The organism is Chryseobacterium ginsenosidimutans, assembly GCF_024807225.1.
GTDB classification, from domain to species: domain Bacteria; phylum Bacteroidota; class Bacteroidia; order Flavobacteriales; family Weeksellaceae; genus Chryseobacterium; species Chryseobacterium ginsenosidimutans.
In genome coordinates, this window is record NZ_JANUCO010000001.1 from 2,130,330 (window position 1) to 2,155,838 (window position 25,509).

23 protein-coding genes and 1 pseudogene are annotated in these 25,509 nt (G+C 34.1%); 19 read left to right on the forward strand and 5 right to left on the reverse strand.

Translation table 11 applies throughout. From position 1 onward, the window contains the following. Positions 1 to 146 precede the first annotated feature (146 nt). Positions 147 to 1,526 carry a porin gene (locus J3D55_RS10120; RefSeq protein WP_259130786.1) on the reverse strand — a complete coding sequence of 460 codons (1,380 nt, stop codon included), beginning with the start codon at positions 1,524 to 1,526 and terminating at the stop codon, positions 147 to 149. Between the two features lie 217 nt (positions 1,527 to 1,743). After that, positions 1,744 to 2,160, reverse strand: coding sequence for an IS1/IS1595 family N-terminal zinc-binding domain-containing protein (locus tag J3D55_RS10125; RefSeq protein WP_259130788.1), 417 nt, complete (start codon positions 2,158 to 2,160; stop codon positions 1,744 to 1,746). Between the two features lie 160 nt (positions 2,161 to 2,320). Between J3D55_RS10125 and J3D55_RS10130 the strand changes: the two genes are divergently transcribed. The 8 genes and pseudogenes from J3D55_RS10130 (at position 2,321) to argH (ending at position 11,298) form a co-directional block, all read left to right on the forward strand. Beyond that, the gene (locus J3D55_RS10130) at positions 2,321 to 2,920 is read left to right on the forward strand and encodes a GNAT family N-acetyltransferase (protein WP_259130790.1); all 600 of its coding nucleotides are present in this window, start codon (positions 2,321 to 2,323) and stop codon (positions 2,918 to 2,920) included. Beyond that, on the forward strand, positions 2,892 to 4,079 hold the full coding sequence (gene argG / locus J3D55_RS10135; RefSeq protein WP_259130792.1) for an argininosuccinate synthase: 1,188 nt from the start codon (positions 2,892 to 2,894) through the stop codon (positions 4,077 to 4,079). Before J3D55_RS10130 ends, argG begins: the two co-directional genes overlap by 29 nt. A 169-nt stretch (positions 4,080 to 4,248) precedes the next feature. Beyond that, a pseudogene (argC, locus tag J3D55_RS10140) lies at positions 4,249 to 5,236 on the forward strand (N-acetyl-gamma-glutamyl-phosphate reductase). 313 nt (positions 5,237 to 5,549) lie between these two features. Beyond that, entirely contained in the window at positions 5,550 to 6,689 is a 1,140-nt protein-coding gene (locus tag J3D55_RS10145) for an aspartate aminotransferase family protein (protein WP_259130794.1), read from the forward strand. 172 nt (positions 6,690 to 6,861) lie between these two features. Next, complete coding sequence (locus J3D55_RS10150) at positions 6,862 to 7,821, forward strand: N-acetylornithine carbamoyltransferase (protein ID WP_259130796.1); 960 nt, start codon at positions 6,862 to 6,864, stop codon at positions 7,819 to 7,821. A 75-nt stretch (positions 7,822 to 7,896) separates the two neighbouring features. Further along, a complete protein-coding gene (gene argB, locus J3D55_RS10155) occupies positions 7,897 to 8,691 on the forward strand; it encodes an acetylglutamate kinase (protein ID WP_259130798.1) in 795 nt (264 codons plus the stop codon). Beyond that, positions 8,666 to 9,748: a M20 family metallo-hydrolase gene (locus J3D55_RS10160; RefSeq protein ID WP_259130800.1), complete on the forward strand. Its 1,083-nt coding sequence runs from the start codon at positions 8,666 to 8,668 to the stop codon at positions 9,746 to 9,748. The genes argB and J3D55_RS10160 overlap by 26 nt, the downstream gene beginning before the upstream one ends. Before the next feature lie 245 nt (positions 9,749 to 9,993). Then, positions 9,994 to 11,298 carry an argininosuccinate lyase gene (argH, locus tag J3D55_RS10165; protein ID WP_259130802.1) on the forward strand — a complete coding sequence of 435 codons (1,305 nt, stop codon included), beginning with the start codon at positions 9,994 to 9,996 and terminating at the stop codon, positions 11,296 to 11,298. A 129-nt stretch (positions 11,299 to 11,427) separates the two neighbouring features. Here argH and J3D55_RS10170 read toward each other — a convergent pair whose 3' ends face one another. After that, positions 11,428 to 11,889, reverse strand: coding sequence for an Lrp/AsnC family transcriptional regulator (locus tag J3D55_RS10170; protein ID WP_081986772.1), 462 nt, complete (start codon positions 11,887 to 11,889; stop codon positions 11,428 to 11,430). A 240-nt stretch (positions 11,890 to 12,129) separates the two neighbouring features. Between J3D55_RS10170 and J3D55_RS10175 the strand changes: the two genes are divergently transcribed. From J3D55_RS10175 to J3D55_RS10205, 7 genes are all read left to right on the forward strand, one after another. After that, on the forward strand, positions 12,130 to 13,020 hold the full coding sequence (locus tag J3D55_RS10175; RefSeq protein WP_259130806.1) for an aspartate carbamoyltransferase catalytic subunit: 891 nt from the start codon (positions 12,130 to 12,132) through the stop codon (positions 13,018 to 13,020). 206 nt (positions 13,021 to 13,226) lie between these two features. Continuing rightward, a complete protein-coding gene (locus J3D55_RS10180; protein WP_259130808.1) occupies positions 13,227 to 14,312 on the forward strand; it encodes a carbamoyl phosphate synthase small subunit in 1,086 nt (361 codons plus the stop codon). A gap of 41 nt (positions 14,313 to 14,353) precedes the next feature. Continuing rightward, entirely contained in the window at positions 14,354 to 14,707 is a 354-nt protein-coding gene (locus tag J3D55_RS10185; protein ID WP_259130810.1) for a four helix bundle protein, read from the forward strand. A gap of 57 nt (positions 14,708 to 14,764) precedes the next feature. Continuing rightward, complete coding sequence (carB, locus tag J3D55_RS10190; protein WP_259130812.1) at positions 14,765 to 17,947, forward strand: carbamoyl-phosphate synthase large subunit; 3,183 nt, start codon at positions 14,765 to 14,767, stop codon at positions 17,945 to 17,947. A 161-nt stretch (positions 17,948 to 18,108) separates the two neighbouring features. Then, the gene (locus J3D55_RS10195; RefSeq protein ID WP_259130814.1) at positions 18,109 to 18,663 is read left to right on the forward strand and encodes a hypothetical protein; all 555 of its coding nucleotides are present in this window, start codon (positions 18,109 to 18,111) and stop codon (positions 18,661 to 18,663) included. Positions 18,664 to 18,666: 3 nt separating this feature from the next. Then, the gene (locus tag J3D55_RS10200) at positions 18,667 to 19,095 is read left to right on the forward strand and encodes an SRPBCC family protein (protein ID WP_259130816.1); all 429 of its coding nucleotides are present in this window, start codon (positions 18,667 to 18,669) and stop codon (positions 19,093 to 19,095) included. Positions 19,096 to 19,109: 14 nt separating this feature from the next. Next, positions 19,110 to 19,643, forward strand: coding sequence for a hypothetical protein (locus J3D55_RS10205; protein ID WP_259130818.1), 534 nt, complete (start codon positions 19,110 to 19,112; stop codon positions 19,641 to 19,643). Here J3D55_RS10205 and J3D55_RS10210 read toward each other — a convergent pair whose 3' ends face one another. Next, positions 19,644 to 19,874 carry a hypothetical protein gene (locus J3D55_RS10210; protein ID WP_259130820.1) on the reverse strand — a complete coding sequence of 77 codons (231 nt, stop codon included), beginning with the start codon at positions 19,872 to 19,874 and terminating at the stop codon, positions 19,644 to 19,646. Positions 19,875 to 19,990: 116 nt separating this feature from the next. Here J3D55_RS10210 and J3D55_RS10215 point away from each other — a divergent pair, with 116 nt between their 5' ends. Next, positions 19,991 to 20,488 (forward strand): hypothetical protein, encoded by a 498-nt coding sequence (locus J3D55_RS10215; protein WP_259130822.1) that lies wholly within the window; start codon positions 19,991 to 19,993, stop codon positions 20,486 to 20,488. On the opposite strand, the gene J3D55_RS10220 is transcribed toward J3D55_RS10215, so the two are convergent. Next, positions 20,485 to 21,333: a hypothetical protein gene (locus J3D55_RS10220; RefSeq protein ID WP_259130824.1), complete on the reverse strand. Its 849-nt coding sequence runs from the start codon at positions 21,331 to 21,333 to the stop codon at positions 20,485 to 20,487. The two genes, J3D55_RS10215 and J3D55_RS10220, sit on opposite strands and share 4 nt — an antisense overlap. 122 nt (positions 21,334 to 21,455) lie before the next feature. Between J3D55_RS10220 and J3D55_RS10225 the strand changes: the two genes are divergently transcribed. The 3 genes from J3D55_RS10225 to J3D55_RS10235 all read left to right on the forward strand — a co-directional run bounded on the left by J3D55_RS10225 (position 21,456) and on the right by J3D55_RS10235 (position 25,443). Beyond that, complete coding sequence (locus J3D55_RS10225; protein WP_259130826.1) at positions 21,456 to 22,607, forward strand: ABC transporter ATP-binding protein; 1,152 nt, start codon at positions 21,456 to 21,458, stop codon at positions 22,605 to 22,607. A gap of 23 nt (positions 22,608 to 22,630) precedes the next feature. Further along, positions 22,631 to 24,508, forward strand: a complete 1,878-nt coding sequence (locus tag J3D55_RS10230; protein ID WP_259130827.1) for a hypothetical protein — start codon at positions 22,631 to 22,633, stop codon at positions 24,506 to 24,508. A gap of 65 nt (positions 24,509 to 24,573) precedes the next feature. Next, a complete protein-coding gene (locus J3D55_RS10235; RefSeq protein WP_259130828.1) occupies positions 24,574 to 25,443 on the forward strand; it encodes a hypothetical protein in 870 nt (289 codons plus the stop codon). Positions 25,444 to 25,509: the final 66 nt, after the last annotated feature.

A 25,509-nucleotide genomic window follows, 5' to 3' on the forward strand; every position in this document is an offset into this window, starting at 1 on the left:
TTATCGGAGATAAAATTTATAAAGTATATTTCTCTGAAAATCTTTGATTTTCTTGCGCCTTAAAAACATTAAGTTTTAAAAAGCTTTGCGTCTTTGCGATTTTAAACAAAATCTAATCGATTTTTAATTTTCTTAAAGTTTACATTTTATAAATAAATCTGGAATTGCACAATGAATTCCCCTTTTGATGAAGGGCTTTCCGTCGGACTTGTATACACCGGTCTTGTTGAATATTGTGTAGTTATTTTTGCGTGATGACCGTCTATAAACCAGTTCGCTCCGACATCAAATTGCGATGAAGATTTCTCAAATGCTTCAAAACTTTTGTGCGTATACGCTGCAAATGGCTGAATTCTGATTTTCGGTTTTTCTGACTGACTCGGTAATAATAAACCGGCTTGAGCGTAGATAATATTCCCTGTTCCGATGGTTGGCTGTAGATTTCCTGCTCCTGCGATGGCTTTGTTGCCGATGAAATTAGGGTCAGATGAAGCGATGTTCATGATGCCTAAATTTCTGATATAATTCGGACCGAATTGATAGTTGTAATATCCTGCATACGCCGAAACAGCCATTTTATTTTTAGCATTTCCCAGCGGAATATCTGCAAAAGCATCGACTGCAACGAGTGTAATATCATGTTTTTCTACAGTTGAATTAACGGAAGTTCTCGTTCCGTCTTTTTGGTGATAAAATCCGGCTCCCAAGTTGAAAACTTTCTTCGTTCCCAAATAAGAACCCACTTTGAAAGGAAGCGTATTCGATTCTTCATCTAAAAATTGATATTCAACGTAACCTGCTTTTGAAAAGTTCGGATTTCCGTTGTTATCGACTGCGACGGCTTTTGCGGGATCTGTGACATTTACCGGAACGAGATCTGTTGCAAAAGGTTTGTTTAAACTAAAACGATATTCTAGTTTCCCGTACTTCCCTTTGGCGAACATTCCCAATTGTCTTGCGAACTGGTCGGAATTATCAATCAAAGGCCAAGTGAAAATAGGAGAATCAACCGTTAAAAAATTCAATGTAGAACCCATGGTCATACGCGAAAGTCCCATATAATAATGCAATCCGGCTCCTAAAGATAAACTGAATTTTCCTGCTTCTCCGGGTAAAATAACGGCATATTCATTCCATGCATCATGAAAAAACATCTGTGGTTTTTTGCCGTTTCCGTAACCTCCCGTTCCTGTAGTTCCCGAACCGCCTCCGTTGATAAATGTCTGATTATTAATTCCAAAATGCGCAAGAATCATATATCTTTTGGAGATCTGAGCATAGGCCAAAACCCGCAATCTACGGTTTCCTAAGCTCCAAGAATTGTCGGTTGGTTCTCCGCCGACCATACTTCCGGGATTCATTTGCGTGTTTCGTAACCAAAACTGATCCCATAAAATAAATCTGACGTATTTATCGCCTTGTTGATTAATGTTAATTTTTAGCCCATTTCCATAGTCGGGAGAGCCTTGTGAATATAAAGAATTACTGATTAAAGCTAATCCAATAAATGTGAGTATTTTCTTCATAAATTATCAATTTGTGGCTTGGTTTTTTGTGAAAGCCAAATTGTAATTAATAATTTAGTTATAAAAATTTAATATATATTAATGGTAATACTATAGTTATGAATTTTAAATGATGAATTATGAGTTCTAAAAATATTGATTTTTAATTATTTTTAAAATTTAAATATTTGATTTATAGGAATTTGTTTAAAATTACTAATAACTGATAATTAGAAGCTTATTTTTTGAAGCGCTCCCATTTTATCAGCATATACTTATCAGCAAACTGAGTAATAATTAACCCTGAATTTTTAATGTTTTCTTCTTTGGCGATGTATTCGATCAGTTCGTTTTGCTTTAATATTTTATAAACAGGATGGAATTCGGAATGAGGAGGTCTTATGATATTGTATTTCTTAATCCACGAACTTATCGTAACATGAGAAACGCCGATAATTCTTTCTATTTCTCGGTAACTAAGACCTTCAAGATAGAGTTGCAGTGCTTTTGTTACGTAGTAATCGTCAATTTGCTTTCCAAGTTTTTTAACGGTAAAATAATAGTTACAATCCTTACAATGGAAACGTTGTTTTTCATTAATAATTCCGCTTTTTACAATTGTATTGCTGTGGCATTTCGGACAGTGAGTTTCCATAACTATATCTTTTTAGCAAATATATAATAATTTAGCAAAATATTAATTTAATGTAAAGATAATTTTACCTGTATATTTATTTTAAACAAAAATAATATCTTTTTTATTTGGTTTTTTAAGATGTTATGCTTTAAATTTGCCAAAAAATTCAGATAAATAAATGGAAATAGAAGTTTCCTCATCCATACATTTAAAGTATGTGAGTGAAATACAGCAGGAAATGTATGATTCTGCACAGCGAAGAGGGACGGGCATTGCAAAACGGTCTATCGAATATCTAAGTAAAAAGATTTCGGATGGTAATGCTGTGGTTGCCACTGAAAACGGAGAATGGGTAGGTTTCTGCTATATAGAGACTTGGTCACATGGTCAGTTTGTGGCAAACTCAGGGTTAATCGTTTCTCCAAAATTCAGGGAAAGAGGAGCTGCAACTTTAATTAAGGATAAAGTTTTCCAATTATCCAGAGATAAATATCCGACTGCAAAAGTTTTTGGATTAACGACAGGTCTTGCGGTAATGAAAATCAACAGTGATTTGGGTTACAAACCTGTAATTTATTCTGAATTAACGCAGGATGAAGAATTCTGGAACGGTTGCAAAAGCTGTGTGAATTATGAAATTTTAATAAAAAAAGAACGCAAAAACTGCCTTTGCACGGCAATGCTTTTCGTTCCCGACAATAATAAAGTAAATGGTGTTGAGAATTATCAACCCGAAAATCAATATCAAAATGAGCAAGAAAGTAATCTTAGCGTTTAGCGGAGGTCTCGATACCTCTTACTGTGCCAAATATTTGAGTGAAACACTTGGATATGAAGTATATGCAGTGACTGTAAATACCGGAGGTTTTTCTAAAGAAGAGGAAAAAGAGCTGGAGAAAAAAGCCTTTAATCTTGGGGTGAAAGAATACAGGTGCGTTGATGCTCAGGAAGATTATTACAATTCTTGTGTAAAGTATTTGATCTTTGGTAATGTCTTGAAAAATAATACGTATCCTCTTTCTGTAAGCGCTGAACGTACAATTCAGGCACAGGAAATTGCAAAATATGCCATTGAAATTGATGCTGATGCGATTGCTCACGGAAGTACGGGAGCAGGAAACGATCAGGTTCGTTTCGACTTGATTTTTCAGGTAATGTGCCCAAATGTAGAAATTATTACGCCAATTCGTGATATGTCTTTATCTCGTGAAGAAGAAATCGAGTTTTTGAAAAGCCACGGCTACGAAATGGAATTTGAAAAAGCACAATATTCTGTAAATAAAGGACTTTGGGGAACTTCAGTTGGCGGAAAAGAGACTTTGACTTCAAGAAATTATCTTCCCGAAGATGCTTTTCCTTCTCAAATTAAAGAAACTCAGCCTTCAGAACTGGAAATTGAGTTCAAAAATGGGGAGGTTATAGCCGTGAACGGAGAGAATTTTGAACACTCTGTGTATGCGATTCAAAAAATTGAAGAATTAGCTTCTGCGTACGGAATAGGTCGTGATATTCACGTTGGAGATACGATTGTGGGAATTAAAGGAAGAGTAGGATTTGAAGCAGCAGCGGCATCTGTGATTATCAAAGCACATCATTTATTGGAAAAACATACGCTTTCAAAATACCAACAAATGATGAAATCCCAACTGTCAGATTGGTACGGAAACTGGCTTCACGAAGCACTTTTTTTAGATCCTGTGATGAGAAATATCGAGTCTTTCTTAGATGATTCTCAAAAAACAGTAAGCGGAAAAGTTTTTGTAACGCTTCATCCATACCGGTTTATTTTAAATGGAATTGAATCTAAGCATGATCTGATGTCCGACAAATTCGGAAGCTACGGTGAAGCAAACAGAGCTTGGACAGGCGAAGATGTGAAAGGCTACACGAAAATCGTAAGCAATTCCTTAAATATATATCATCAGATAAATAAATAAGATTTGGGCAGCTTATCCGCCTTCCGCTCCCAATCTTTTGTTCGTCGTTCCTCCTCACAAAAGGATTTCCGCTCAAGTCGGGCTGCACGCAATTCACCGCAATAATAGGAGTCCTGAAAGGACGACTTAAATTAGGATAGGATGAAAATCCTATCAAAAGAAATATAAAATGATTGAGATTAATCAAAAAGAAATAAAAACAGCAGGAATCATCGGAGCCAACGGTTACACAGGAAGCGAATTAGTTCGTCTGTTGGCTTTTCATCCCAATGTGTCTTTGCGTTTTTTATATAGCCGTTCAAATTCAGGGACAAAAATTTCAGATTTGTACCCGGATTTAGCGACGGTTTGTGAAATGGTTTTAACAGATCAGCCTGAAGAGGTAGATATTTTATTTTTATGTCTTCCTCACAAAGAAAGTCAGAATTGGCTGACTCAAAATGATATAAAAGATGATACGTTAGTAATCGATTTAGGAAATGATTTTCGTTTAGATGGTAATTTTGAAAACAGAGATTTTATCTACGGATTACCTGAAATCAACAAAAAACAACTTTCAGGAGCGAAAAGTATTGCTAATCCGGGATGTTTTGCAACGGCGATTCAGCTGGCTTTGCTTCCATTAGCTCAAAAAGGTTTGTTGAATGAAGTTTACACAACAGGAATTACAGGTTCAACAGGTGCTGGTCAGTCTTTACAGGCAACGACGCATTTTACTTGGAGAAACGATAATATTTCGGCGTATAAAACTTTGACACATCAGCATGTAGATGAGATTCTACAGCAGTTAGTTTCTTTTAATACGAATGAAATCAGTCTGAATTTTGTTCCATGGAGAGGGGATTTTTCGAGAGGGATTTTTACGAGTTTCCACGGTGAAAACAGATGTAGAACTTTCAGATATTGAGCAATTGTTTAGGGATTTTTATGCAGATGCGCCTTTTGTGAAGGTAAGTGAGAAAGCAATTGATTTAAAACAGGTTGTCAATACCAATCGCTGTGTGATTCATATAGAAAAGAATGGAAATGTTACAGTTATTCACTCAGCGATCGACAATTTGTTAAAAGGAGCTTCCGGACAGGCAGTTCAAAACATGAATCTTGCAATGGGTTGGGAAGAAAATTTAGGATTGAATTTAAAACCGATTGCATTTTAATGTGAATCGTCAATAAGTCAATTGTGAATTTTTAAACTCAAAGTAAAACCGACCTAGGAAAATGGAGCGTTAAGAAAAATAAATTTGTGAACGTTAAGAAAATTCTACTGTTCGAAGCGCGAGACAAAAGTCGAATCGAAGAACAAATATCAAATTCGCGCAAGTTTTAGAATTTTTAGAGAGCAAAAATATTTTTTAGCGAAAGTTTCCAGTCTTGAACTTTTGTTTCTTTTGTTTCAAGACAAAAGAAAAATATAATAAATAATGAAGTTGTAAAACCAGCAACTATCAACCAACAAGAATCAACTAAAAAATGAATTTATTCAACGTATATCCATTATTTAACATAAATCCGGTAAAAGCTCAAGGATCATTTCTTTGGGACGATAAAGGAGAAAAATATCTTGATTTTTACGGAGGTCATGCGGTAATTTCCATTGGGCACAACCATCCGCATTATCAAAGTCAATTAAAAAGCCAATTAGATAAAATATCTTTCTACTCAAATTCGGTTCAGAATGAATTGCAGACTGAATTAGCTGAAAAATTAGGAAAACTTTCAGGCTTGGAAGATTACAATTTATTTTTATGTAATTCAGGAGCGGAAGCGAATGAAAATGCTTTAAAACTGGCTTCTTTCCACAACGGAAAGAGCAAGGTTCTTTACTTTTCAGGTTCGTTTCATGGAAGAACTTCGGCAGCGGTTTCTGTGACTGATAATCCTAAAATCGTTGCTCCAGTAAACTATGACGAAAGATTTATTAAATCTGATTGGAATAATATCGAACAGCTTGAAGCGATTTTTGAAAAGCAAGGAAGCGAAATTTCATCAGTAATTATCGAAGGAATTCAGGGAGTTGGAGGAATTATGATTCCAACGGTTGAATTTTTAACTAAAATCAAAGAGCTGTGCGGAAAATATGATGCTGTTTTGATTTTGGATGAAGTTCAGTCAGGTTACGGAAGAAGCGGATATTTCTTTGCACACCAAGAATTTGGAATTGAAGCAGACATTATCACGACAGCAAAAGGAATGGGGAATGGTTTCCCGATTGGCGGTGTTTTGATTCACCCGAAATTTCAGGCAAGCAACGGTTTGTTGGGAACAACTTTCGGTGGAAATCACTTAGCTTGTGTTGCTGCGATCGCTGTATTAGACGTGATGAAAGATGAGAGTCTCATCGAAAATGCTCAGGAAATGGGCGAATATATTGAAAATGAAATGAAAGATTTTCCACATATTAAAACCATCCGAAGGAAAGGCTTGATGATTGGAATCGAACTCGATAGGGATTGCTCGGAAGTGAGGAACAGCCTGTTGTACAATCATCATATTTTCACAGGAAACTCCAATGATAAGGCTGTGTTAAGGATTCTTCCGGCGCTTAACATTAAAAAAGAAGAAACCGATCTATTCATCGGTGCTTTAAAAACTGTTTTAGAAAATCTCTAATTAATGAACCACAAAAATTTTAAACACTTTAATTTAAAGTTAAAGAAGTTCACTTAAGATTTTGAAAATCTTTGATTTTCAACTCATGTGTTCTACTATTTTCAAAGTTTTTAAACTTAAATCTAATGTAACTTATGTGTTAAAAAACTTTTGTGCTAAAATACTCAAAAAAATGAAAAAATTCACCTCTGTAAGCGACGTTGAAAACTTACAGGAAATTATAAAAAAAGCTTTACAAATTAAAGAAAACCCTCTTTCGGAAACCGAGAAAGGAAAAGGAAAAACAATCGGACTTGTATTTTTAAATTCAAGTTTGAGAACACGTTTGAGCAGCCAGATTGCAGCGCAAAATTTAGGTTTAAATGTTTTGACATTAAATGCAGCTCAAGAAGCATGGAACCTGGAATTTGCAGACGGAGCTGTAATGAACGGTGATACTGTTGAACATATTAAAGATGCCATTGAAGTATTAAATCAATATTGTGATATCATCGCCGTTCGTTGTTTTGCAGGAATGAAAAGCAAGGAAGATGATGTTAACGAAAGCATTTTAAGCCAGTTCGAGCGACATGCGAAAGTCCCGGTTATTTCTCTGGAATCTGCAACGCGTCACCCTTTACAAAGCTTGGCAGATTGCATCACGATTACAGAAAACTGGAAAAAAGAACATAAACCTAAAGTAGTTTTAACCTGGGCACCTCACATCAAACCGATTGCTCATGCGGTAGGAAATTCTTTCGCAGAATGGATGCAGGAAATGGATGTTGAGCTAGTAATCGCTAATCCGGAAGGTTATGATTTAGATAAAAATTTCACGAAAGATGTAAAAGTAATCCATAATCAGGATGAAGCGTTGAAAGATGCGGATTTTATTTATGTGAAAAACTGGTCGTCTTTTGATGATTATGCAGCAATGCCTGAAGTGAAGGAAAGCTGGATGTTGACGAATGAAAAACTAGCTAATACCAACCAGGGAAAAGTGATGCACTGTCTTCCGGTTCGTCGTAATGTAGAATTAAGTGATGAGGTAATGGATGGTGAAAATTCGATAATTTATCAACAGGCAAAAAACCGAATTTTCTCTGCACAAGCTGTCTTCTCTGAAATCTTGAATGGATTGAACTCTAAATAACTAAACCTCATAGGTTTCAAAAACCTATGAGGTTTTCACTCGCAAACCTTGACAAGGTTCTCAAAAAGTTTTGCAATGAAAGAAAAAATATACATCATAAAAATAGGAGGCGCATTAATCGATGATGAAGAATTATTGAACGAATTTCTGGGGCAGTTTTCTGAAATCAAGGAAAGGAAGATTCTTGTTCATGGCGGCGGAAAATTAGCAACAATTTTGGCTGATAAATTAGGCGTTGAACAAAAAATGATCAACGGACGAAGAATCACGGATAAAGATACATTGGATATTGTGGCGATGGTGTATGCAGGAGGAATCAATAAAAATATTGTGGCAAAACTTCAGCAGAAAAAGTGTAAGGCAATAGGTTTTTCAGGAGCTGATGCGAATTTAATTAAGGCTACAAAAAGAGAAGATGCCGAAATAGATTTCGGATTTGTAGGAGATATTGAGAAGAAAAGCGTGAATAAAAAATTGATTTCAAAATTGATTAAACTTAATCTCGTTCCTGTTTTTTCTGCAATTACCCACGACAAAAAAGGGAATCTTTTCAATACCAATGCTGACACGATTGCTTCGGTCATTGCGCAGGCTTTGTCTTCAAAATATGATGTTGAATTATTGTATTGTTTTGACAAAGAAGGAGTGTTGGAAGATATCGAAAACCCTGAATCTGTTATCAAAAATATTTCCGAAGAAGAATTTTCAATCTTAAAAAATGAAGGAAAACTTCACAAAGGAATTTTACCAAAACTGGAAAATGCTCTTGGAGCGATAAAAAATAATGTAAATAAGGTATTCTTAATAAAAGAAACCGAATTGAAAAACCATATAGAAAACCATCATGCAGGAACTGAAATCTGTTTATAGTAAAGAAGAATTACTAAAGAACGCGGTGGATTTGTTGAAAAAACTGATTGAGATTCCGTCATTCAGCAAAGATGAATTTAATACGTCTGTGGAGATTGAAAATTTTTTCAAAAAAAACAATATTCCGACAAAACGTTTTAAAAATAACATTTGGGCAGTGAACAAAAATTTTGATGTTTTCAAACCGTCAATTTTGCTGAATACTCATCACGACACCGTAAAACCGAATAAAGCCTATACTTTGGATCCGTTTTTAGCAATTGAAAAAGACGGAAAGTTATTCGGATTGGGAAGCAACGATGCAGGAGCTTCTTTGGTTTCGATGGCGCAGGTTTTTTTGCATTTTTATGATAAAGAAGATTTAAAATACAATGTAATTATTGCTTTGACAGCGGAGGAGGAGATTTCAGGTTTTGACGGAATTGAAGCTTTATTTCCCCAATTACCCAATATCGAGCTCGCCATTGTGGGAGAACCGACGCAGATGAATTTGGCGATTGCAGAAAAAGGATTATTGGTTATCGACGGGGAAATGAAGGGCACTCCTTCTCACGCTGCTCATCCGAACAACGATAATTCGATTGTGAAATGTTTGGAAGATTTGCAGCAAATTTTAAGCTTTAAATTTCCCAAAGTTTCGGATTATTTAGGGGAAGTTAAAATTACCTTGTCGGGAATTCATGCGGGAGTTCAGCATAATGTTGTTCCTGAATCGTGCCAATTTACGTTGGATGTAAGAGTTACGGATGAATATTCTAATCAAGAAGCATTTGAGATCATTCAATCGCAGATGAAATCAACTTTGACAGCGAGGTCTTTCAGATTAAATTCTTCAAAAATCGAAATGGATCATCCTTTTGTACAGGCAGGTTTGGAAATCGGGAGGACAACTTACGGTTCGCCAACTTCATCCGATCAGGCAATTATTCCTTGTACATCGGTGAAACTCGGTCCCGGCGACAGCACACGTTCTCACACCGCGGATGAATACATCTATATAAAAGAAATAGAAGAAGGAATTGAGATTTATATTAAGATTTTAGAGACGGTTTTATAGGTTGGAAGCTGGAAGAGGGAGGATGGAGGTTTATGTAGTTTGTCATTCAACTTTAGTTTTCAAAATAAATAATTATGTTATTCTGAATATAACTTGAAACTAAAAAGACAGAGTTAAGAATTACTTAAAAAGGATTCCATCTTTGTTATAATGATATGATTTTAGTTAAAATAAAATGAAGATAAAGCAGTTGGTAATAAACTTCCAGCACCAAGCTTCCATCTTCCAACAAAAAATTAAATTTTATGAAAAAAATATGGCAAAAAGACGATAATGCCACCAATATATTAGTCAATAAATTTACAGTCGGGAAAGATCTTGATTTTGATGAGCGTTTGGCAAAATACGATGTTAAAGGTTCGATGGCGCACTGTAAAATGTTGGCAGAAGTTGGAATTATCTCCAATGAAGAATCAAAGCAGATGTTGTCTGTTTTGGAAGAAATTTTAAATGATATCGAAAACGGAGCTTTTGAAATCGATAAAAGTGCGGAAGATATTCATTCGCAGATTGAATCTATTTTAATTGAGAAATTAGGAGATACAGGAAAGAAAATTCACACGGCAAGATCAAGAAATGATCAGGTTTTGTTGGATATAAAATTGTATTTGGTGGATGAAATCCGTGAAATTACGTCTTTAACGGATGAGTTTTTTCAAATCTTAATTAAACTGGCGGAACAACATAAAAACGTTCTGCTTCCGGGATATACGCATTTACAAATCGCCATGCCTTCATCGTTTGGATTATGGTTTGGAGCGTATGCAGAAGCCTTGTTAGATGATGTTGAAATGCTTTTCTCGGTTAAAAATATCATTAATAAAAATCCCCTTGGTTCAGCGGCGGGTTATGGCTCATCTTTTCCGATTGATCGTGAGAGTACGACGTATAATTTAGGTTTTCAATCGATGAATTATAATTCGGTTTACGCTCAAATGACACGCGGAAAGTCAGAGAAAATGTTGTCGATGGCAATGGCAACTTTGGCGGGAACATTGGGAAAATTTGCGTATGATGTTTGTTTATATTTAAGTCAGAACTTCGATTTTATAAGCTTTCCGAAAGAGTTTACAACAGGAAGCAGCATTATGCCTCACAAGAAAAATCCGGATATTTTCGAATTGGTTCGTGCACGTTGCAACAGAATTCAGTCGTTGCCTAATGAGTTTATTTTGTTGACGAATAATCTTCCTTCAGGCTATCACAGAGATATGCAGTTGACGAAGGAAATTCTTTTCCCTGCAATTGATTCATTGAAAGAATGTCTTGAAATTTTAAGCTATACGTTACCGAATATCCAAGTGAAAGATGAGATTTTGGAAGATGAAAAATACAAGTATCTTTTCAGTGTGGAGAAAATCAACGAAGAGGTGAAAAATGGAAGTTCATTCCGTGATGCGTATGTAAAAGTAGGGCAGGAGATTGAAAATAATGAGTTTGATTTTGAGATAAAAAACCTAAATCATACTCATCAGGGAAGTATTGGGAATCTTTGTTTAGATAAGATAGAATATCAGTTTAATAAATTGAAAAACAAATTATTGGGTTGATTTACTGCTGATTAAAACTTTATATAATGCTTCGACTTCGCTCAGCATGACAGCGCTACAAAATAACGTTTAGTATTAGAAATGTCATGTTGAGCGAAGTCGAAGCATCTTTTTAATTTATTAATATTTTTACCCCAAATCAATCTTAAATTTAGTCGATTTTTTCACCTCATGAAGCACAATAGAACTGTGATATTGTCCGATATTAGGAATATTTGAAATCACATTCACCGTAAAGTCATTATAAGAATTAATATCTTTTGCAATGATTTTCAGCATATAATCATATTCGCCGGAAAGACTGATAATTTCCTGAACTTCATCGTGTTGCATGATATTTTTCTCGAAAGTTTCCAACACTTTTTTAGATTGTTCTTTAAGGCGGACGTTGCAGTAAACGACAATATTTAAGCCTAATTTTTCACGGTTTAAAAGACCTACATATTTCTCAATAATTCCTTGCTTCTCCAGTTGTTTGATACGTTCATAGGTCGGAGTAAAGGTAAGACCGATTTTTTCTGATATTTCTTTTACAGAGTAGGTAGAGTCTTCCTGAATGATACTGAGAATCATTTTGTCTTTTAAATCCATAAATAAGGGTTGGTTTTAACAAAAATAGTATTTAAAAATGAAAATAATGAGATATTAATATTTTTTAATTTAATCTGAATTTAGATTTTGTCAATTCGCGGAAATGTTATATCTTTGCACCTAATGAATAACACAGTATTTATATCATTAGAATTACCGGGCGTAGACGCCCTTTACGATATTTATTTATTTTAAGCGAAGATATTTTCTTCGCTTTTTTTTTGTGAAAAATTAAGATATATGTTTACGATTACAGAACTAAGCACCGAGAGAATCAACAGTATAGTAACAGAAGCACTGGCTTTTGCCAACGGAAAAACTGCTAAAATTGAAGGAGAAGTTTTTTGCTCAAATCTCTTTTTTGAAGACAGCACAAGAACGAAAACAAGCTTCGATATCGCCGAAAGAAAATTAGGATTGCAGGTCGTTCCTTTTGATGCAGCCAACAGTTCTGTGAATAAAGGAGAAAGTTTATACGATACCGTAAAAACGATTGAAAGTTTAGGAGTAAATCTTGTCGTGATAAGAGATAAAAAGGACAGATATTTTGATGAATTAGAAAATATCAACATTCCGGTGATCAACGGAGGAGACGGAACGGGAAACCATCCCTCTCAATGTATGCTGGATTTATTGACGATTTATCAGGAATTTGGAAAATTTGAAGGCTTAAAAGTAGGAATTGTAGGAGATGTAAAACACAGCCGAGTTGCCAATTCAAATGCAGAAGCTTTAAGAAGATTGGGCGCAAAAGTATATTTCTCAGGACCAGAACAATGGTTTGATGAAGGCGCTTTAATTAACGGAACTTATCTTTCAGTAGATGAATTGATTAAAGAAGTGGATGTTTTAATGTTATTAAGAATCCAGCACGAAAGACACGATGCAAAAATGAGTTTCTCGGCTTCAGATTACCACAGAAAATATGGTTTGACGAAAGAAAGAGAAAAAGGAATGAAAAAAGAAGCGATTATCATGCATCCTGCGCCGATCAACAGAGGTGTGGAAATAGATACAGACTTGGTAGAATGCGAACGTTCAAGAGTTTTCAAGCAAATGCAGAACGGAGTTTTCGCAAGAATGGCAATACTTAAAGAAGCCTTAGAAAAAGAAGGACATACTTTTAAGTAAAAAAGAGCCAAGATAAAAGTAAAAGTTGTAGAGCCCTGAAAGGGCGACCTATTAATAGAAATGAAAGATAAAATAATCTGAGCCCCATCGGATCGGTCTGTTAATAGCCATGGGTGAAACCCTTGGAAAATAATAATAAAGGCAAAAAATTATGTCAGCCCCGTAGGGGCGACCTGTTAATAAAAATAGAAAATCTAAATAAAAAAATGAAGAAAAAGTTAATACTGGAGTCCGGTGAAGTGTTTCATGGAGAAGGTTTCGGAACAGAATTGGAAACTGCAGGAGAAGTGGTTTTCAATACCGGAATGACAGGATATCAGGAACTGATTTCTGACCCGTCTTATTGCGGTCAGATTGTTTGTATGACCTATCCGCTTATCGGAAATTATGGGATTAATAGAGATGATTATGAGAGTATCGAGCCGGCTATTAAAGGTCTTATCGTAAAAGAAGTTTGTGATTTACCATCCAATTTCCGTACTCAGATTACTTTAGATGAATTATTTAAAAAGAAAAACCTTTCAGGAATTTCAGGAATCGATACAAGAAGACTGACAAGAATTCTTCGTAACTCTGGAGTCGTGAAAGGAAAAATCGTAAATGCTGATACTGATGATGAGTCAGTAGTTTCAGAATTAAAATCAACAACTTTCCCAACCAATCAGGTAGAGCAGGTTTCTACAAAAACGCCTTACGCGAATCCGGGTAGAGGTTTCAAAGTTGTTTTAGTAGATTTTGGTTCTAAATTAGGAATCATCAGAGAGTTATCTCAAAGAAGCTGTGACATCATCGTAGTTTCACAAGATACAACGGCGGAAGAAATTTTATTGATGGATCCGGACGGAATCATGTTGTCAAACGGTCCTGGAGATCCGGAAGACAACCAACATGCGTTGGAAATGATCCGTGGATTATTAGGAAAAGTTCCAATCTTCGGAATCTGTTTGGGACACCAATTAATCGGATTGGCTTGTGGAGCAAAAACGTTCAAGCTAAAATTCGGTCACAGAGGAGGAAATCACCCAGTTTTAGATTTAGAAAAAAACAAAGTGGCAATAACTTCTCAAAATCACGGTTACGCGGTTGATCAGGAAAGTTTAAAAGGAACAGACTTAATTGAAACACACATCGCATTAAACGACAGAACAAACGAAGGTCTGAAACACAAGATTCACCCTTGTTTCTCAGTTCAGTATCACCCGGAAGCTAGTCCAGGTCCAGAAGATGCGAACTACTTATTTGATGACTTCATCCACTTGATGGAAGATTTTAAGAATAAGAAGAATCAGTAAAAAAGATTTAAGATATTAGACATCAGATAACAGACTTTATTATGCATAATTTTGAGAAATTACTTTTCTGGCAGAAGTCAATAGAATTAGCGAAAGAGGTTTATACAATTTGTGCTGAGTTACCGAAAGATGAAAAATTTGGTTTGATTTCTCAAATTAAAAGAGCTGCAGTTTCAATTCCATCAAATATTGCGGAAGGAGCTGGAAGAAACAACGACAGAGAATTTTACCATTTTCTTGGAATTGCAAATGCTTCCTCTTTTGAATTGCAGACACAATTAATTTTAACTCGAGAGCTCAATTTATTAAATGCAGAAAAAGTCAACAGTTTAATATCAAATCTAAATGAAATTCAAAGAATGATTTACTCATTTAAATCTAATCTAAAAAAGTAAAACAAAACGCTGGAAGTCTGAAATCTGACATCTAGCATCTCATATCTAAATTAGAAAATGGCAAAACGTACAGATATAAAAACAATTTTAGTAATCGGTTCCGGACCAATTATCATCGGTCAGGCGGCGGAGTTTGATTACGCAGGAACGCAGGCTTGTTTGTCTTTGAGAGAAGAAGGCTACAAGGTAATTTTGATTAATTCAAATCCTGCAACGATTATGACGGATGTTGAAATCGCTGATAAAGTATATATCGAGCCGATTTCACTTCAATTTGTAAGTCACATCATCAGAAAAGAGCGTCCCGATGCACTTTTACCGACTCTTGGTGGACAAACTGGGTTGAACATGGCGGTAGAATTGGAAAAATCAGGAATTCTTGAAGAATGTAAAGTTGAGGTTCTTGGAACTACGCTTTCTGCGATCAACAGAGCGGAAGACAGAGATCTTTTCCGTGAATTGATGAGAGAACTGAACGAACCGGTTCCTGAATCTGATATCGTAACGACAGTAGAAGGAGCAATTGATTTCGCAAATGAAATCGGTTATCCGGTAATTGTTCGTCCTGCCTTTACGATGGGTGGAACAGGAGGCGGAATCGCTGCAACAGAAGCTGAATTGAAAGAAATTGCAGAATTAGGTTTGAAATATAGCCCGGTTACGCAATGTCTTATTGAAAGATCAATTGCAGGTTTCAAAGAAATTGAATACGAAGTAATGCGTGATGCAAACGACAACGCGATTGTGGTTTGTAACATGGAAAATATAGATCCGGTAGGAGTTCACACAGGTGACTCGATCGTTGTAGCGCCTTCTCAGACACTTTCTGACAGAGAATATCAGATGTTGAGAAATGCTTCTTTAAAAATCATCAGAGCATTAGGAATTGAGGGTGGATGTAACGTACAGTTGGCTTTAGATCCCCATTCATTCGAATATTATATCATCGAGGTTAACCCGAGAGTTTCTCGTTCATCGGCTTTGGCAAGTAAGGCAACTGGTTATCCGATTGCTAAAATTGCTGCTAAAATTGCGGTAGGATTAACGTTAGATGAAATCATGAATCCGGTTACAGGAAAGACTTACGCTTGTTTCGAGCCGGCTTTGGATTATGTGGTAACAAAATTCCCGAGATTCCCGTTCGATAAATTCGAAACGGCGGACAGAAGATTATCAACACAGATGAAAGCGACGGGTGAAGTAATGGCAATCGGAAGAAATTTCGAGGAATCTTTACAAAAAGCAATCCGTTCTCTTGAAACTGGTCTTACTCATTTAGGTTTAAAGAAAAAACAGGCTGAAGCGCTTACTGAAGAAGAAATTGAAAGAAGAATCAGAGTTTGTGATGACGAAAGATTATTCATTATCGGAGATGCTTTAAGAAGAGGGTACGATTGGGAAAAGATTGTAGAATGGAGCAAGATTGATAAATTCTTCATCTGGAAAATCAAGAAGTTAATTGATTTTGAAACAACAATTGCTAATAATAAATTTGACTTAGAAACTTTAATTCAGGCTAAAAAATTAGGTTTTGCAGATGTACATATTGCAGAGCTTTGGGAAGTTTCTCAGCGTGAAGTTTATAATTTCAGAAAAGAAAATGGAGTAGTACCGGTTTTCAAAATGGTAGACACTTGCGCCGCAGAATTTGAATCTGAAACACCATATTTCTATGGAACTTACGAAGAAGAAAACGAAAGTGTAGTTTCGGATAAGCAAAAAGTAATCGTTTTAGGTTCAGGACCCATCAGAATCGGACAGGGCGTTGAGTTTGACTACGCGACAGTTCACTCGGTTTGGGCGATCAAAGAAATGGGTTACGAAGCAATTATTATCAACAACAACCCTGAAACGGTTTCTACAGACTTCTCGATTTCAGATAAATTATACTTCGAACCTTTAACGGAAGAAGACGTAATGAACATCATCGATCTTGAAAAACCAATGGGAGTTGTCGTTCAGTTTGGTGGACAAACAGCGATCAATTTAGCCGATAAACTGGCAAGTTACGGAGTGAAAATCTTAGGAACTTCTCTGGAAGATCTAGACAGAGCTGAAAACAGAGATAAATTTGAAAAAGCCCTTCAGGAAATGGGGATTCCTCAACCTTTAGGAAAAACTTCAACTTCAAAAGAAGAAGCGATAAAAATTGCCAACGAAATCGGTTATCCGGTGTTGGTTCGTCCAAGCTACGTGTTGGGAGGGAGAGCAATGGAAATTGTTTACACAGAAGCAGAACTTTCTCACTACATGGAATTTGCGGTAGAAGCAAGTCCAGATCAGCCGGTTTTAGTTGACCGTTATATCACCGGAAAAGAGGTTGAAGTAGATGCAATCTGCGACGGCGAAACGGTAATTATTCCTGGGATTATGGAGCATATCGAAAGAGCCGGAGTTCACTCAGGAGATTCAATCGCAGTGTATCCGCCACAGAATGTTTCTCAGGCAGAAATCGACACTTTGGTAGATTATACCGAAAGATTAGCTAAAGGATTGAATGTGATTGGATTAATGAATATTCAATATGTTTTATTGGATGGTAATGTTTACGTAATCGAGGTAAATCCGCGTTCATCGAGAACAGTTCCTTTCTTATCTAAAATCACGGAAGTTCCGATGGCAAACTTAGCAACGAAAGCTATTTTAGGTCAAAAACTGAAAGATTTAGGCTACAAAAACGGATTGGTTCCTAAAAAAGAAGGAGTCTTCGTAAAAGTTCCTGTCTTCTCATTCTCAAAACTAACGAAAGTTGACATCTCTCTAGGACCAGAAATGAAGTCTACAGGAGAAGTTATGGGGAAAGACACAACACTGGAAAAAGCACTTTACAAAGGATTAATCGCGGCAGGAAGAAAAGTTCCGATGCATGGTTCAATCTTGTTCACGGTAGCTGATAAACACAAGCAGGAAGCGGCAGATTTAGCAGCGAGATTCCATGAGGTTGGTTTCAGAATCTGGGCAACGGAAGGAACTGCAAAATTCTTCGGAGAACAAGGAATTCCTTGTAAAATCGGATATAAAATAGGAGAAGAAAGCGTAAACTTAATCGACTTGATTCAAAAAGGAAAAGTACAATATGTTGTCAACACCATGACGAAAGGAAAACAGTCTGAAAGAGACGGTTTCCAGATCAGAAGAATGAGTGTGGAAAACGGTGTTCCTTGTTTAACATCAATGGATACGGTAGAAGCAATCTTGAAAGTTATCGAAAGCATGAGTTTCAAAATGGAGACGATGTAATTTTCGGATTTAAATATATTTTTAAACCTCGTAAGTTTTCTTACGAGGTTTTTTGTTTGTTGATTTTTAGAAATTTTGTAGAAATTAGAAATATTAAATGTAAGTTTAATTCTGTTTTAGCAAATTTTCAAAAATGCATCAAATTATACTGAATTAAACCTATGATAATTACTTTAGAAAATATTAATGCTTTCTTTCAAGAATATCCGGTAAAAAACATTAAATGTGATCATAAGATTTTAACTGATTATGAGAAAATTTTTGGGGTCTTTGATGGGAGCTTTGGATATTTAAGTTACCTTGAATTTAAATCTAATGATAATTCAACAATATTTTTGGGATCGTACCCATTCAATGGTTCCGATTTGTGGAAATGTAAAAAATGTGGAAAACTTAAATTCTTTTATACAGAAGCAGGAGGTCATTTTCCAAAAATGATTGCTATTGATGTTGATTTTGACAAAAATTATAAATCAGATCCTTTTGTAAAACTTGTTTCAATTAATAAAGACAAATTAAGTAATTTTATAGAGAAATTTAATTTCAATGAATTAAAAAATCCAGAAAATATTCAAAAATTTGATGGTGTGAAAATTATAGATAAAGATATTGAATATATTTTTGGTTATCATGAATATGGTAATACGATAACTTTTAATATCGTCGCTGATAGAGATACTCTTAGAAAATTATTTGAATTTGAAAAATCTGATTAAAACATGTCAACACAAAATTTTTCATACTCCTTCACAACTTCAAAATCTCCGGAAGAAGTTTTCAATATTTTAATTGATCCTAAAAAATGGTGGATCGGTTTGCATAACGAAATCATAACCGGAAATTCTGAAAAATTAAACGATGAATTTACCTTTACTGCAGGAAATGGAGCTCATCATTCCGTACAAAAATTAGTAGAATTAATTCCAAATGAAAAGATAGTTTGGGAAGTTATAGACAGCAATCTGACGTTTTCAAAAAAAACAGACGAATGGACTGGAACTAAAATACGTTTTGAAACATTTAAAGAAAATGACAAAACAAAAGTAGTTTTCACTCACGACGGTTTGACGCCACAATTTGAGTGTTATGGCGGATGTTCAAGTGCATGGTTGCAGTATTTGAAAAACTTAGAAAAAGAATTGAATTAATTAAACAAAAATCTGTGCAAAAACCTATTAAAACTATCCTAATTTTTCTTTTCGTATTGATTTCGACCATATTTTTTGGGCAAAATCAAACTGAAAATTCTCTTTTAATTAAAGAGAATTTGGATTTCCCTTTTGGAACTATTGTAAAAATGAAGGTTGAGATTATTGACGGAGCCAGTTTAAATTTAAAAGCTCTTCAAGGGCAATATTTAATAAAAATTAAAGAAATCAATGATAAATCTCTTGAAAAACCTGTAATTATGGAATTTGTAGATGAATCAAGAGAATTTCCTACAAACAATTTTGCGCTGTACGAATTACTTTACGAAAAAGAAGTTGAAAATGGTTTAAGTTCCGATAAAATTGCAGAAATGAATAAAAACTATGTCGGAAAAATAGTTGTTGTTTTAGGATATGAGTCAGGGAAATTTACAGGAAGTCCGAATAAAAGCGAATATGTAAAAACTAATGTAAATTCATTTCAACTGGTAAATCAGGATTATGGATTTCATTTTAAAAATTATATTGTGATTGATTCGAAGTTGTAATTAAATGCCATATTTTGAACTCATTTCATCAAGAAAAGTTTCAATTTCGATAGGTTGATCGTAAGATCTTTTTTTTATTTTTTGAAGACTTTCTATTTGTTCTTCTGATAGCTTGAAATTGCTTTTTTCCTCTTGAAGAATTCCTTCAATATAGCCCAAAACCCGCTCCAAAATGTTTTCAGGTGCATCTTTCAGAATTTCATTGATGTTTTTTAATGTAACAGATTCCATCTCTTTTTGTTTTAAACAAATTTATGAAATAATTAATTTCAAATGTAATGCATCAAAAATTAAGTTGCTGGATGATAAAAATTGTATAATTTAGAAATTAGTAAAACAATACAATCATGGCAGAATATCAGGCAAAATCAGATAGCAGTTTATCTTTTGAATTAACAAAAAATGATAAATTAATAGGGAAACTTGCGTATAAAAGTTGGTTTAAGTTCAGTGCGGAAATTGAAATTTTAAATTCAAAATATCAGATTGAGCCGAAAGGTTTTTGGGGAACAACAGTCGAGCTCAAAGATGGAGGAAATGTCTTGATGAAATTCACCATGAATTGGAATGGAGATATCGTAATTCATACTTATTTTGACAATATTGAGGAGGATTATATTTTTAAATATAGAGGTATTTTTAAAGAATCATTTGTACTGACGGATCAAAATGGAAGCGAACTTTTAATTATGAAACCAGATTTGAAATGGTTTTCAATGAATTACGAATATAATCTTACAACATCCGATATTTTTGAAAACCTTCCGCATAAAGGAATATTGTTAATGAATTCAATACATTGTGCCAATTATTTTATGTCGATGATGATGTCAGGAATGGGTTAATTAATCTTATAATAAGGTTCATTAAAATATTTACTAGGCTTAATATAAACCACCTTTCTGTCTTTGTCAAAAATCCAGTTGAATCTGCGCATAACATCAGCTGCAAAATAATTTGCGTGCTGAGTTTTGAGGTCACCTGTAAAAAATCCGGCGGAGATATTTTTTAGGACAATATTTCCAAGCTTTAAAAAAGGTAAAACTCCTTGTTTCGTTGTGATGATTTGTCCGGCAGAATTTTTCATTGATTTTTCGCCTGTAATTTTTAGCTTTTCATTCAAATCATTGGCTTCTGCGAATTCATTACTGTACAACAAACCTCCTGAATAACCCGATTGCAGAAGAAAATAAGCTTCCTGCTGTTTGTCTTCAACCACGTTATCTGCAACGATGTAGAACTGTCCGTTTTTTACGTAAAGATTCATCGGCTGATAATCCTTTAGATCAGGTTCTTTATCATAAGAAACAAACTGATTGTTGTTGTAATCGATCTTAAAATATTTGTCTTTAAAAATTCCGGTTCCGATTTTTCCGTCGGCTTCATGACCAGTCAATTCATTGTCAAAAAAACGGATGTTTTCGTACTTTTTATTTCCAATTTTTATAGTGTTGCCATCACTTATTTCATCTTTAAAAATAATATGATCTGCTTTTCTGGTTCTTTCGGGAGAAATTGATGCCTCTTCCATCGCAATCTGGAACATCAGATGAAGAGAATCTTTATCATTTACTAAAGCTTTAACAATAATGTTATTATGTTTTGTAATTCTGAACGGAATGATTTCCTGTGCTTTAACAATAGAAATCGAGATGAAAATCAGGAGGGAGAAAATTGTTTTATTGAGCATTTTTTGTGATGGATAATTCGAGCTAAATGTAAGAAAAATTTGCATCCATTTTTGTTAAAATAAATTTGAAACCACTCAAAATGTATATCTTTAAAAACTAATAATTAATTTTTAAAAGCCAAATGACGAAACATCAACAGAGAATCGGTGAGGTATATCATTTTTTCGACAACAAAGATACCGTTTTAGGTTTCAGAAAGTTACTTGATTGTACCATGGATACTCAGAATATGGAGATTTATAAAGAAGCTATAGAGTTGACCGACTGGAAAGAACAATTCCCGACTTACACCGACGAACTTATAGAGAAATCAAAAAATCTGCTTCAAAAAATCGAGAAAATTCCGGTAAAGGAACATTCTTTGGAAAAATCGGTACTTCGGGCAAAAAATATTCTAAAATCTTACGGAAGCAATCGTTTTTCATTGGGTCCGGTTTCGATGGAAATTAATAAAGGACAGGTTTACGGATTGGTAGGAGAGAACGGAAACGGGAAAACTACGCTTCTTAGAATTTTGGCTAAAGAAATTTCTTATAATGAAGGCGATTTGCATTATTCCTTTAATGAAGAGCCGAAAAATGAGTATGAGCTTCGTACAAAACTGATCTATATTCCGCAACGAACCGCAAAATGGTACGGAAGTTTAAAGGATAATTTAAAATTTGTCCTTTCAAATTATGGTGTAAAAGCGGAAGAAAACGAAACAAGAACACTACTGATGATCGCCCGTCTCGGACTTTGGAATTACAAACACCTGAAATGGAACGAACTTTCTTCCGGCTACAAAATGCGTTTTGAACTGGCAAGAACTCTTCTTAGAAAACCCGAAATTTTATTATTGGATGAACCTTTGGCAAATCTTGATGTTTTGGCACAACAGGTGATTTTGGAAGATCTGAAATCTATTGCAAATTCTGTGAATAATCCGATTGCGTTGATTTTGAGTTCGCAGCAATTATACGAAGTAGAAAAAGTCTCGGATAAAGTGATTTTCCTGAAAAACGGACAATACAAAGATAATTCTGAGCTAAAAAATGAAGAAAACGACGGTTTAATTATAGAAATCGACACATCGAGTTCAAGAGAAGAATTATTGAAAGTTTTTGAAAGCTTTAATCTTGAAAAACTGAATTTCAACGGAGGTGTTTATGTTGCTTATTTCTCCGCAGACACAGCGTTTTCTTATGTGATGGCTGCTTTGGGAAATGCGAAAACAAACATCATTTACATCCGTAATATTTCATCTTCAACGAGAAGATTCTTTGTAAGTTAAAAATTTTCTTTAATTCGAACAAAATGCAAAAAATATATAAATTCAATCAATATTTACTAGAAAAATATCCTACGATTTGGAACACAAAAATTGTATGGATGCTTTTGGCGAGTGTCATTATTCATATTTTATTTTTCATCATTGGTTATATTTCACACGCAGATCCGGTTGCTCTTCAGAAGTTTGACGTAAGAGACGATTATTTTGAAGGAGGAATGATCTTTATTCATTTGATTATCTCCGTTCTGATGATCGTAGGTTGGCTGATTTTGATGTTTAAAAATAATGCTTTCAAGAACTTTTATCCTTTTTCCAGAGGGAAATTATTTTTACAGTTTCTTCAATATTTTGTCATTATTTTTGCATCTACAACATTCTTTTTTTCTTATATGACGGGTTTTAAAATGTTTATTAAAAATAAATATCCCGATAAAGAAATGGCAGAAAATGTAGCGTTGATCAACAAAGTATATCCCTTCTTTTCTCAGGAATTAGAAAATTATACACTCGATAACAAAACATTTCCTCAGTTTTCCAACTTGTATTGTGAAACAGATATTGAAAAAATAAACCGCAATCAGAAGTATTTTGTTTATTATGACAGAGTCTATCAGTACAATACATTATATTCAAAAACAGTTTATCAAAAAGATAAATATGGTGATTATTTATTCCCCGATAATGAGTCTGAACACGATCTTGCCTATGATGAAACCAAAGATAATTCTAAAACGTATTATTTTAAAAAGGATGTCGTAGACGTATCTCCGTATATTAAAACGACAGGGTTATCTTATTATAATTTTTCAACTCTATTTTATAAGAATGATCTTACAGAAAAGGGATATTTAAGAAGAAATCATTACAATGATGACTATATTAATGATGATAAAGAATCTTTCAAAAAAGAAAAATTTGAGATCAATAAAATCACAACAGATTTATTAAATAAAAAGGATCCGGCAGAAATTGAAAAATTAATGAATAATTTTCTTAAAATTTCAAAAAAATTCGGAATTCAGAACAATATTGATGCAAAAGGATGGGCAAAAATGGTCTATGCTCCTGAAAATTTTGAAGTTCATTATTTTATTAAAAAGTATAAAAATAATGCGAATGAACAATATGATCCTCTTAGAAACGGAGATGATAACGACTACAGCTACATTGAAGAAACCGCAACCGCAACAATAGATTCTACGGCTGCAAGTGTCGACGGAGCTGCAAAAAAAGATGCTGTGACGATAAAGGAATTTAATCCGGATATAAACAATCAGCTTTCTCCTACCGATTATTTCAGAGATAATCTTACTGATTATTACTATAGAACAGAGGATCTGAGATACTTCCTTGGAAATGTGGATATTGTAAAATCAACAGATTTTTTCTCAGAAAATATTCATATTTACCTTTGGATCGCTTTTTTCCTGTCAACGTTTATCTTTAGTTTTAGAATTACAGGATTAAAATCGCTTTTATTCAGTATAATAAGTGCTGGAGTTTTATTTTTAGCCGTTATTCTGATTACTGTTTTGTATTCCGTTTCTGTTGGGAGAGGAAGTGAGGAATTTTTTGTTTCCTATTTGGTATTCTTTATCGGGCTACTTATTTTGTTGATTCCTATGTTAATGATGAAAAAAGTTAAGAAACTCATTTCTTCTATTTTCATTAATATTTCTATGAATGGTTTTGTGCTTTTTGTACTTCTGATCGTTTTTATAATCACCCTGCATCAGGAGAAATACTGCCGCGAAATTTCAAGTAGAGTAAAATATAGTGAATGTGAAACCCTTGTAAAAATGTTGGACCTTAATTTAAGTTATATCATTTTGATTTTCGGTTTTATCTTTATGTATCTGTACACATCTGTTCTTCAAAAATGGAAGGCGATGCCGCAGTAATTTTATAATTTTATTACTTTGACTTGCTTAAATTAATTCCTAATTTTGTACTTTAATAATAATGTATGAAAAAATGTTTACTGGGAGTTTTTCTCGTTTTACTATCTTGTGGAAATTCTGATGATTTGGATAATCAAACAGACAATCTTAATCCACCGCAGGCAAAAATTCAAACTCTTACGATTCAAGACGAGGAAATTTCAAACGGAAATGCAACGCTATTAGAAAAACTGGATTTTAAATTTGAATATAATCAAGATAAATTAGTCAAAGTTTGGGATATTCATAATAATTATACGGAAAACCTTACGTACAATAATAATTTGCTTACGGATATTATTATTAATGGATACGTATATCCGGGATTAGAAGATCATGTTCCGTTGAACGTTCAAAGAAAATTAAGTTATGATAATAGTAATAGATTAATAAAATCAGAGAATCCTGTCGTTGCTAATGGTGCAAAATCTTACACAACATTTGAATATCCCTCTGCAGATATTATTATTGCTAAAAAATATACTCAATATGTAAATAATACAGTGAGCCAAATAAGTCTCGATAAAATTCATCTGAATAATGGGAATGTTACAAAAGTTGAAAAAGGAGATGTTAATAATCCTTCAGTTTTGACTAATGGGATAAACTATGAATATGATCAAAAAACTAACCCAAATTCTCTAATAGATAGAAATAGAATATTAGGATTATTCGATTATAGCTTTAACTTATTTATGTTACAGGATTATTCTCAGCTTTCTAAAAATAATGTGATCAAAAGAACAGAATATGTTATTACAAATGGAGGTGAATATTTATATGAGCCTACTAATTTCATATATGATTATCAGAACAATCTCACAAATAAAATAATCTATCAATATGATTGGCCTACTACACCGTCATTAAAAGTCTCTGCGATTTATGGATATTAATTAATGATTTTTTATATAAATTTAAACCTTATAAGTATTAAGCTTATGAGGTTTTATTTTTAAATG

Bases quoted from the DNA above. Each gene is read 5' to 3' on its own strand.
- J3D55_RS10120 (WP_259130786.1), bottom strand. From the start codon at position 1,526: ATGAAGAAAATACTCACATTTATTGGATTAGCTTTAATCAGTAATTCT.
- J3D55_RS10125 (WP_259130788.1), bottom strand. From the start codon at position 2,160: ATGGAAACTCACTGTCCGAAATGCCACAGCAATACAATTGTAAAAAGC.
- J3D55_RS10130 (WP_259130790.1), top strand. From the start codon at position 2,321: ATGGAAATAGAAGTTTCCTCATCCATACATTTAAAGTATGTGAGTGAA.
- argG (WP_259130792.1), top strand. From the start codon at position 2,892: ATGAGCAAGAAAGTAATCTTAGCGTTTAGCGGAGGTCTCGATACCTCT.
- J3D55_RS10145 (WP_259130794.1), top strand. From the start codon at position 5,550: ATGAATTTATTCAACGTATATCCATTATTTAACATAAATCCGGTAAAA.
- J3D55_RS10150 (WP_259130796.1), top strand. From the start codon at position 6,862: ATGAAAAAATTCACCTCTGTAAGCGACGTTGAAAACTTACAGGAAATT.
- argB (WP_259130798.1), top strand. From the start codon at position 7,897: ATGAAAGAAAAAATATACATCATAAAAATAGGAGGCGCATTAATCGAT.
- J3D55_RS10160 (WP_259130800.1), top strand. From the start codon at position 8,666: ATGCAGGAACTGAAATCTGTTTATAGTAAAGAAGAATTACTAAAGAAC.
- argH (WP_259130802.1), top strand. From the start codon at position 9,994: ATGAAAAAAATATGGCAAAAAGACGATAATGCCACCAATATATTAGTC.
- J3D55_RS10170 (WP_081986772.1), bottom strand. From the start codon at position 11,889: ATGGATTTAAAAGACAAAATGATTCTCAGTATCATTCAGGAAGACTCT.
- J3D55_RS10175 (WP_259130806.1), top strand. From the start codon at position 12,130: ATGTTTACGATTACAGAACTAAGCACCGAGAGAATCAACAGTATAGTA.
- J3D55_RS10180 (WP_259130808.1), top strand. From the start codon at position 13,227: ATGAAGAAAAAGTTAATACTGGAGTCCGGTGAAGTGTTTCATGGAGAA.
- J3D55_RS10185 (WP_259130810.1), top strand. From the start codon at position 14,354: ATGCATAATTTTGAGAAATTACTTTTCTGGCAGAAGTCAATAGAATTA.
- carB (WP_259130812.1), top strand. From the start codon at position 14,765: ATGGCAAAACGTACAGATATAAAAACAATTTTAGTAATCGGTTCCGGA.
- J3D55_RS10195 (WP_259130814.1), top strand. From the start codon at position 18,109: ATGATAATTACTTTAGAAAATATTAATGCTTTCTTTCAAGAATATCCG.
- J3D55_RS10200 (WP_259130816.1), top strand. From the start codon at position 18,667: ATGTCAACACAAAATTTTTCATACTCCTTCACAACTTCAAAATCTCCG.
- J3D55_RS10210 (WP_259130820.1), bottom strand. From the start codon at position 19,874: ATGGAATCTGTTACATTAAAAAACATCAATGAAATTCTGAAAGATGCA.
- J3D55_RS10215 (WP_259130822.1), top strand. From the start codon at position 19,991: ATGGCAGAATATCAGGCAAAATCAGATAGCAGTTTATCTTTTGAATTA.
- J3D55_RS10220 (WP_259130824.1), bottom strand. From the start codon at position 21,333: ATGCTCAATAAAACAATTTTCTCCCTCCTGATTTTCATCTCGATTTCT.
- J3D55_RS10225 (WP_259130826.1), top strand. From the start codon at position 21,456: ATGACGAAACATCAACAGAGAATCGGTGAGGTATATCATTTTTTCGAC.
- J3D55_RS10230 (WP_259130827.1), top strand. From the start codon at position 22,631: ATGCAAAAAATATATAAATTCAATCAATATTTACTAGAAAAATATCCT.
- J3D55_RS10235 (WP_259130828.1), top strand. From the start codon at position 24,574: ATGAAAAAATGTTTACTGGGAGTTTTTCTCGTTTTACTATCTTGTGGA.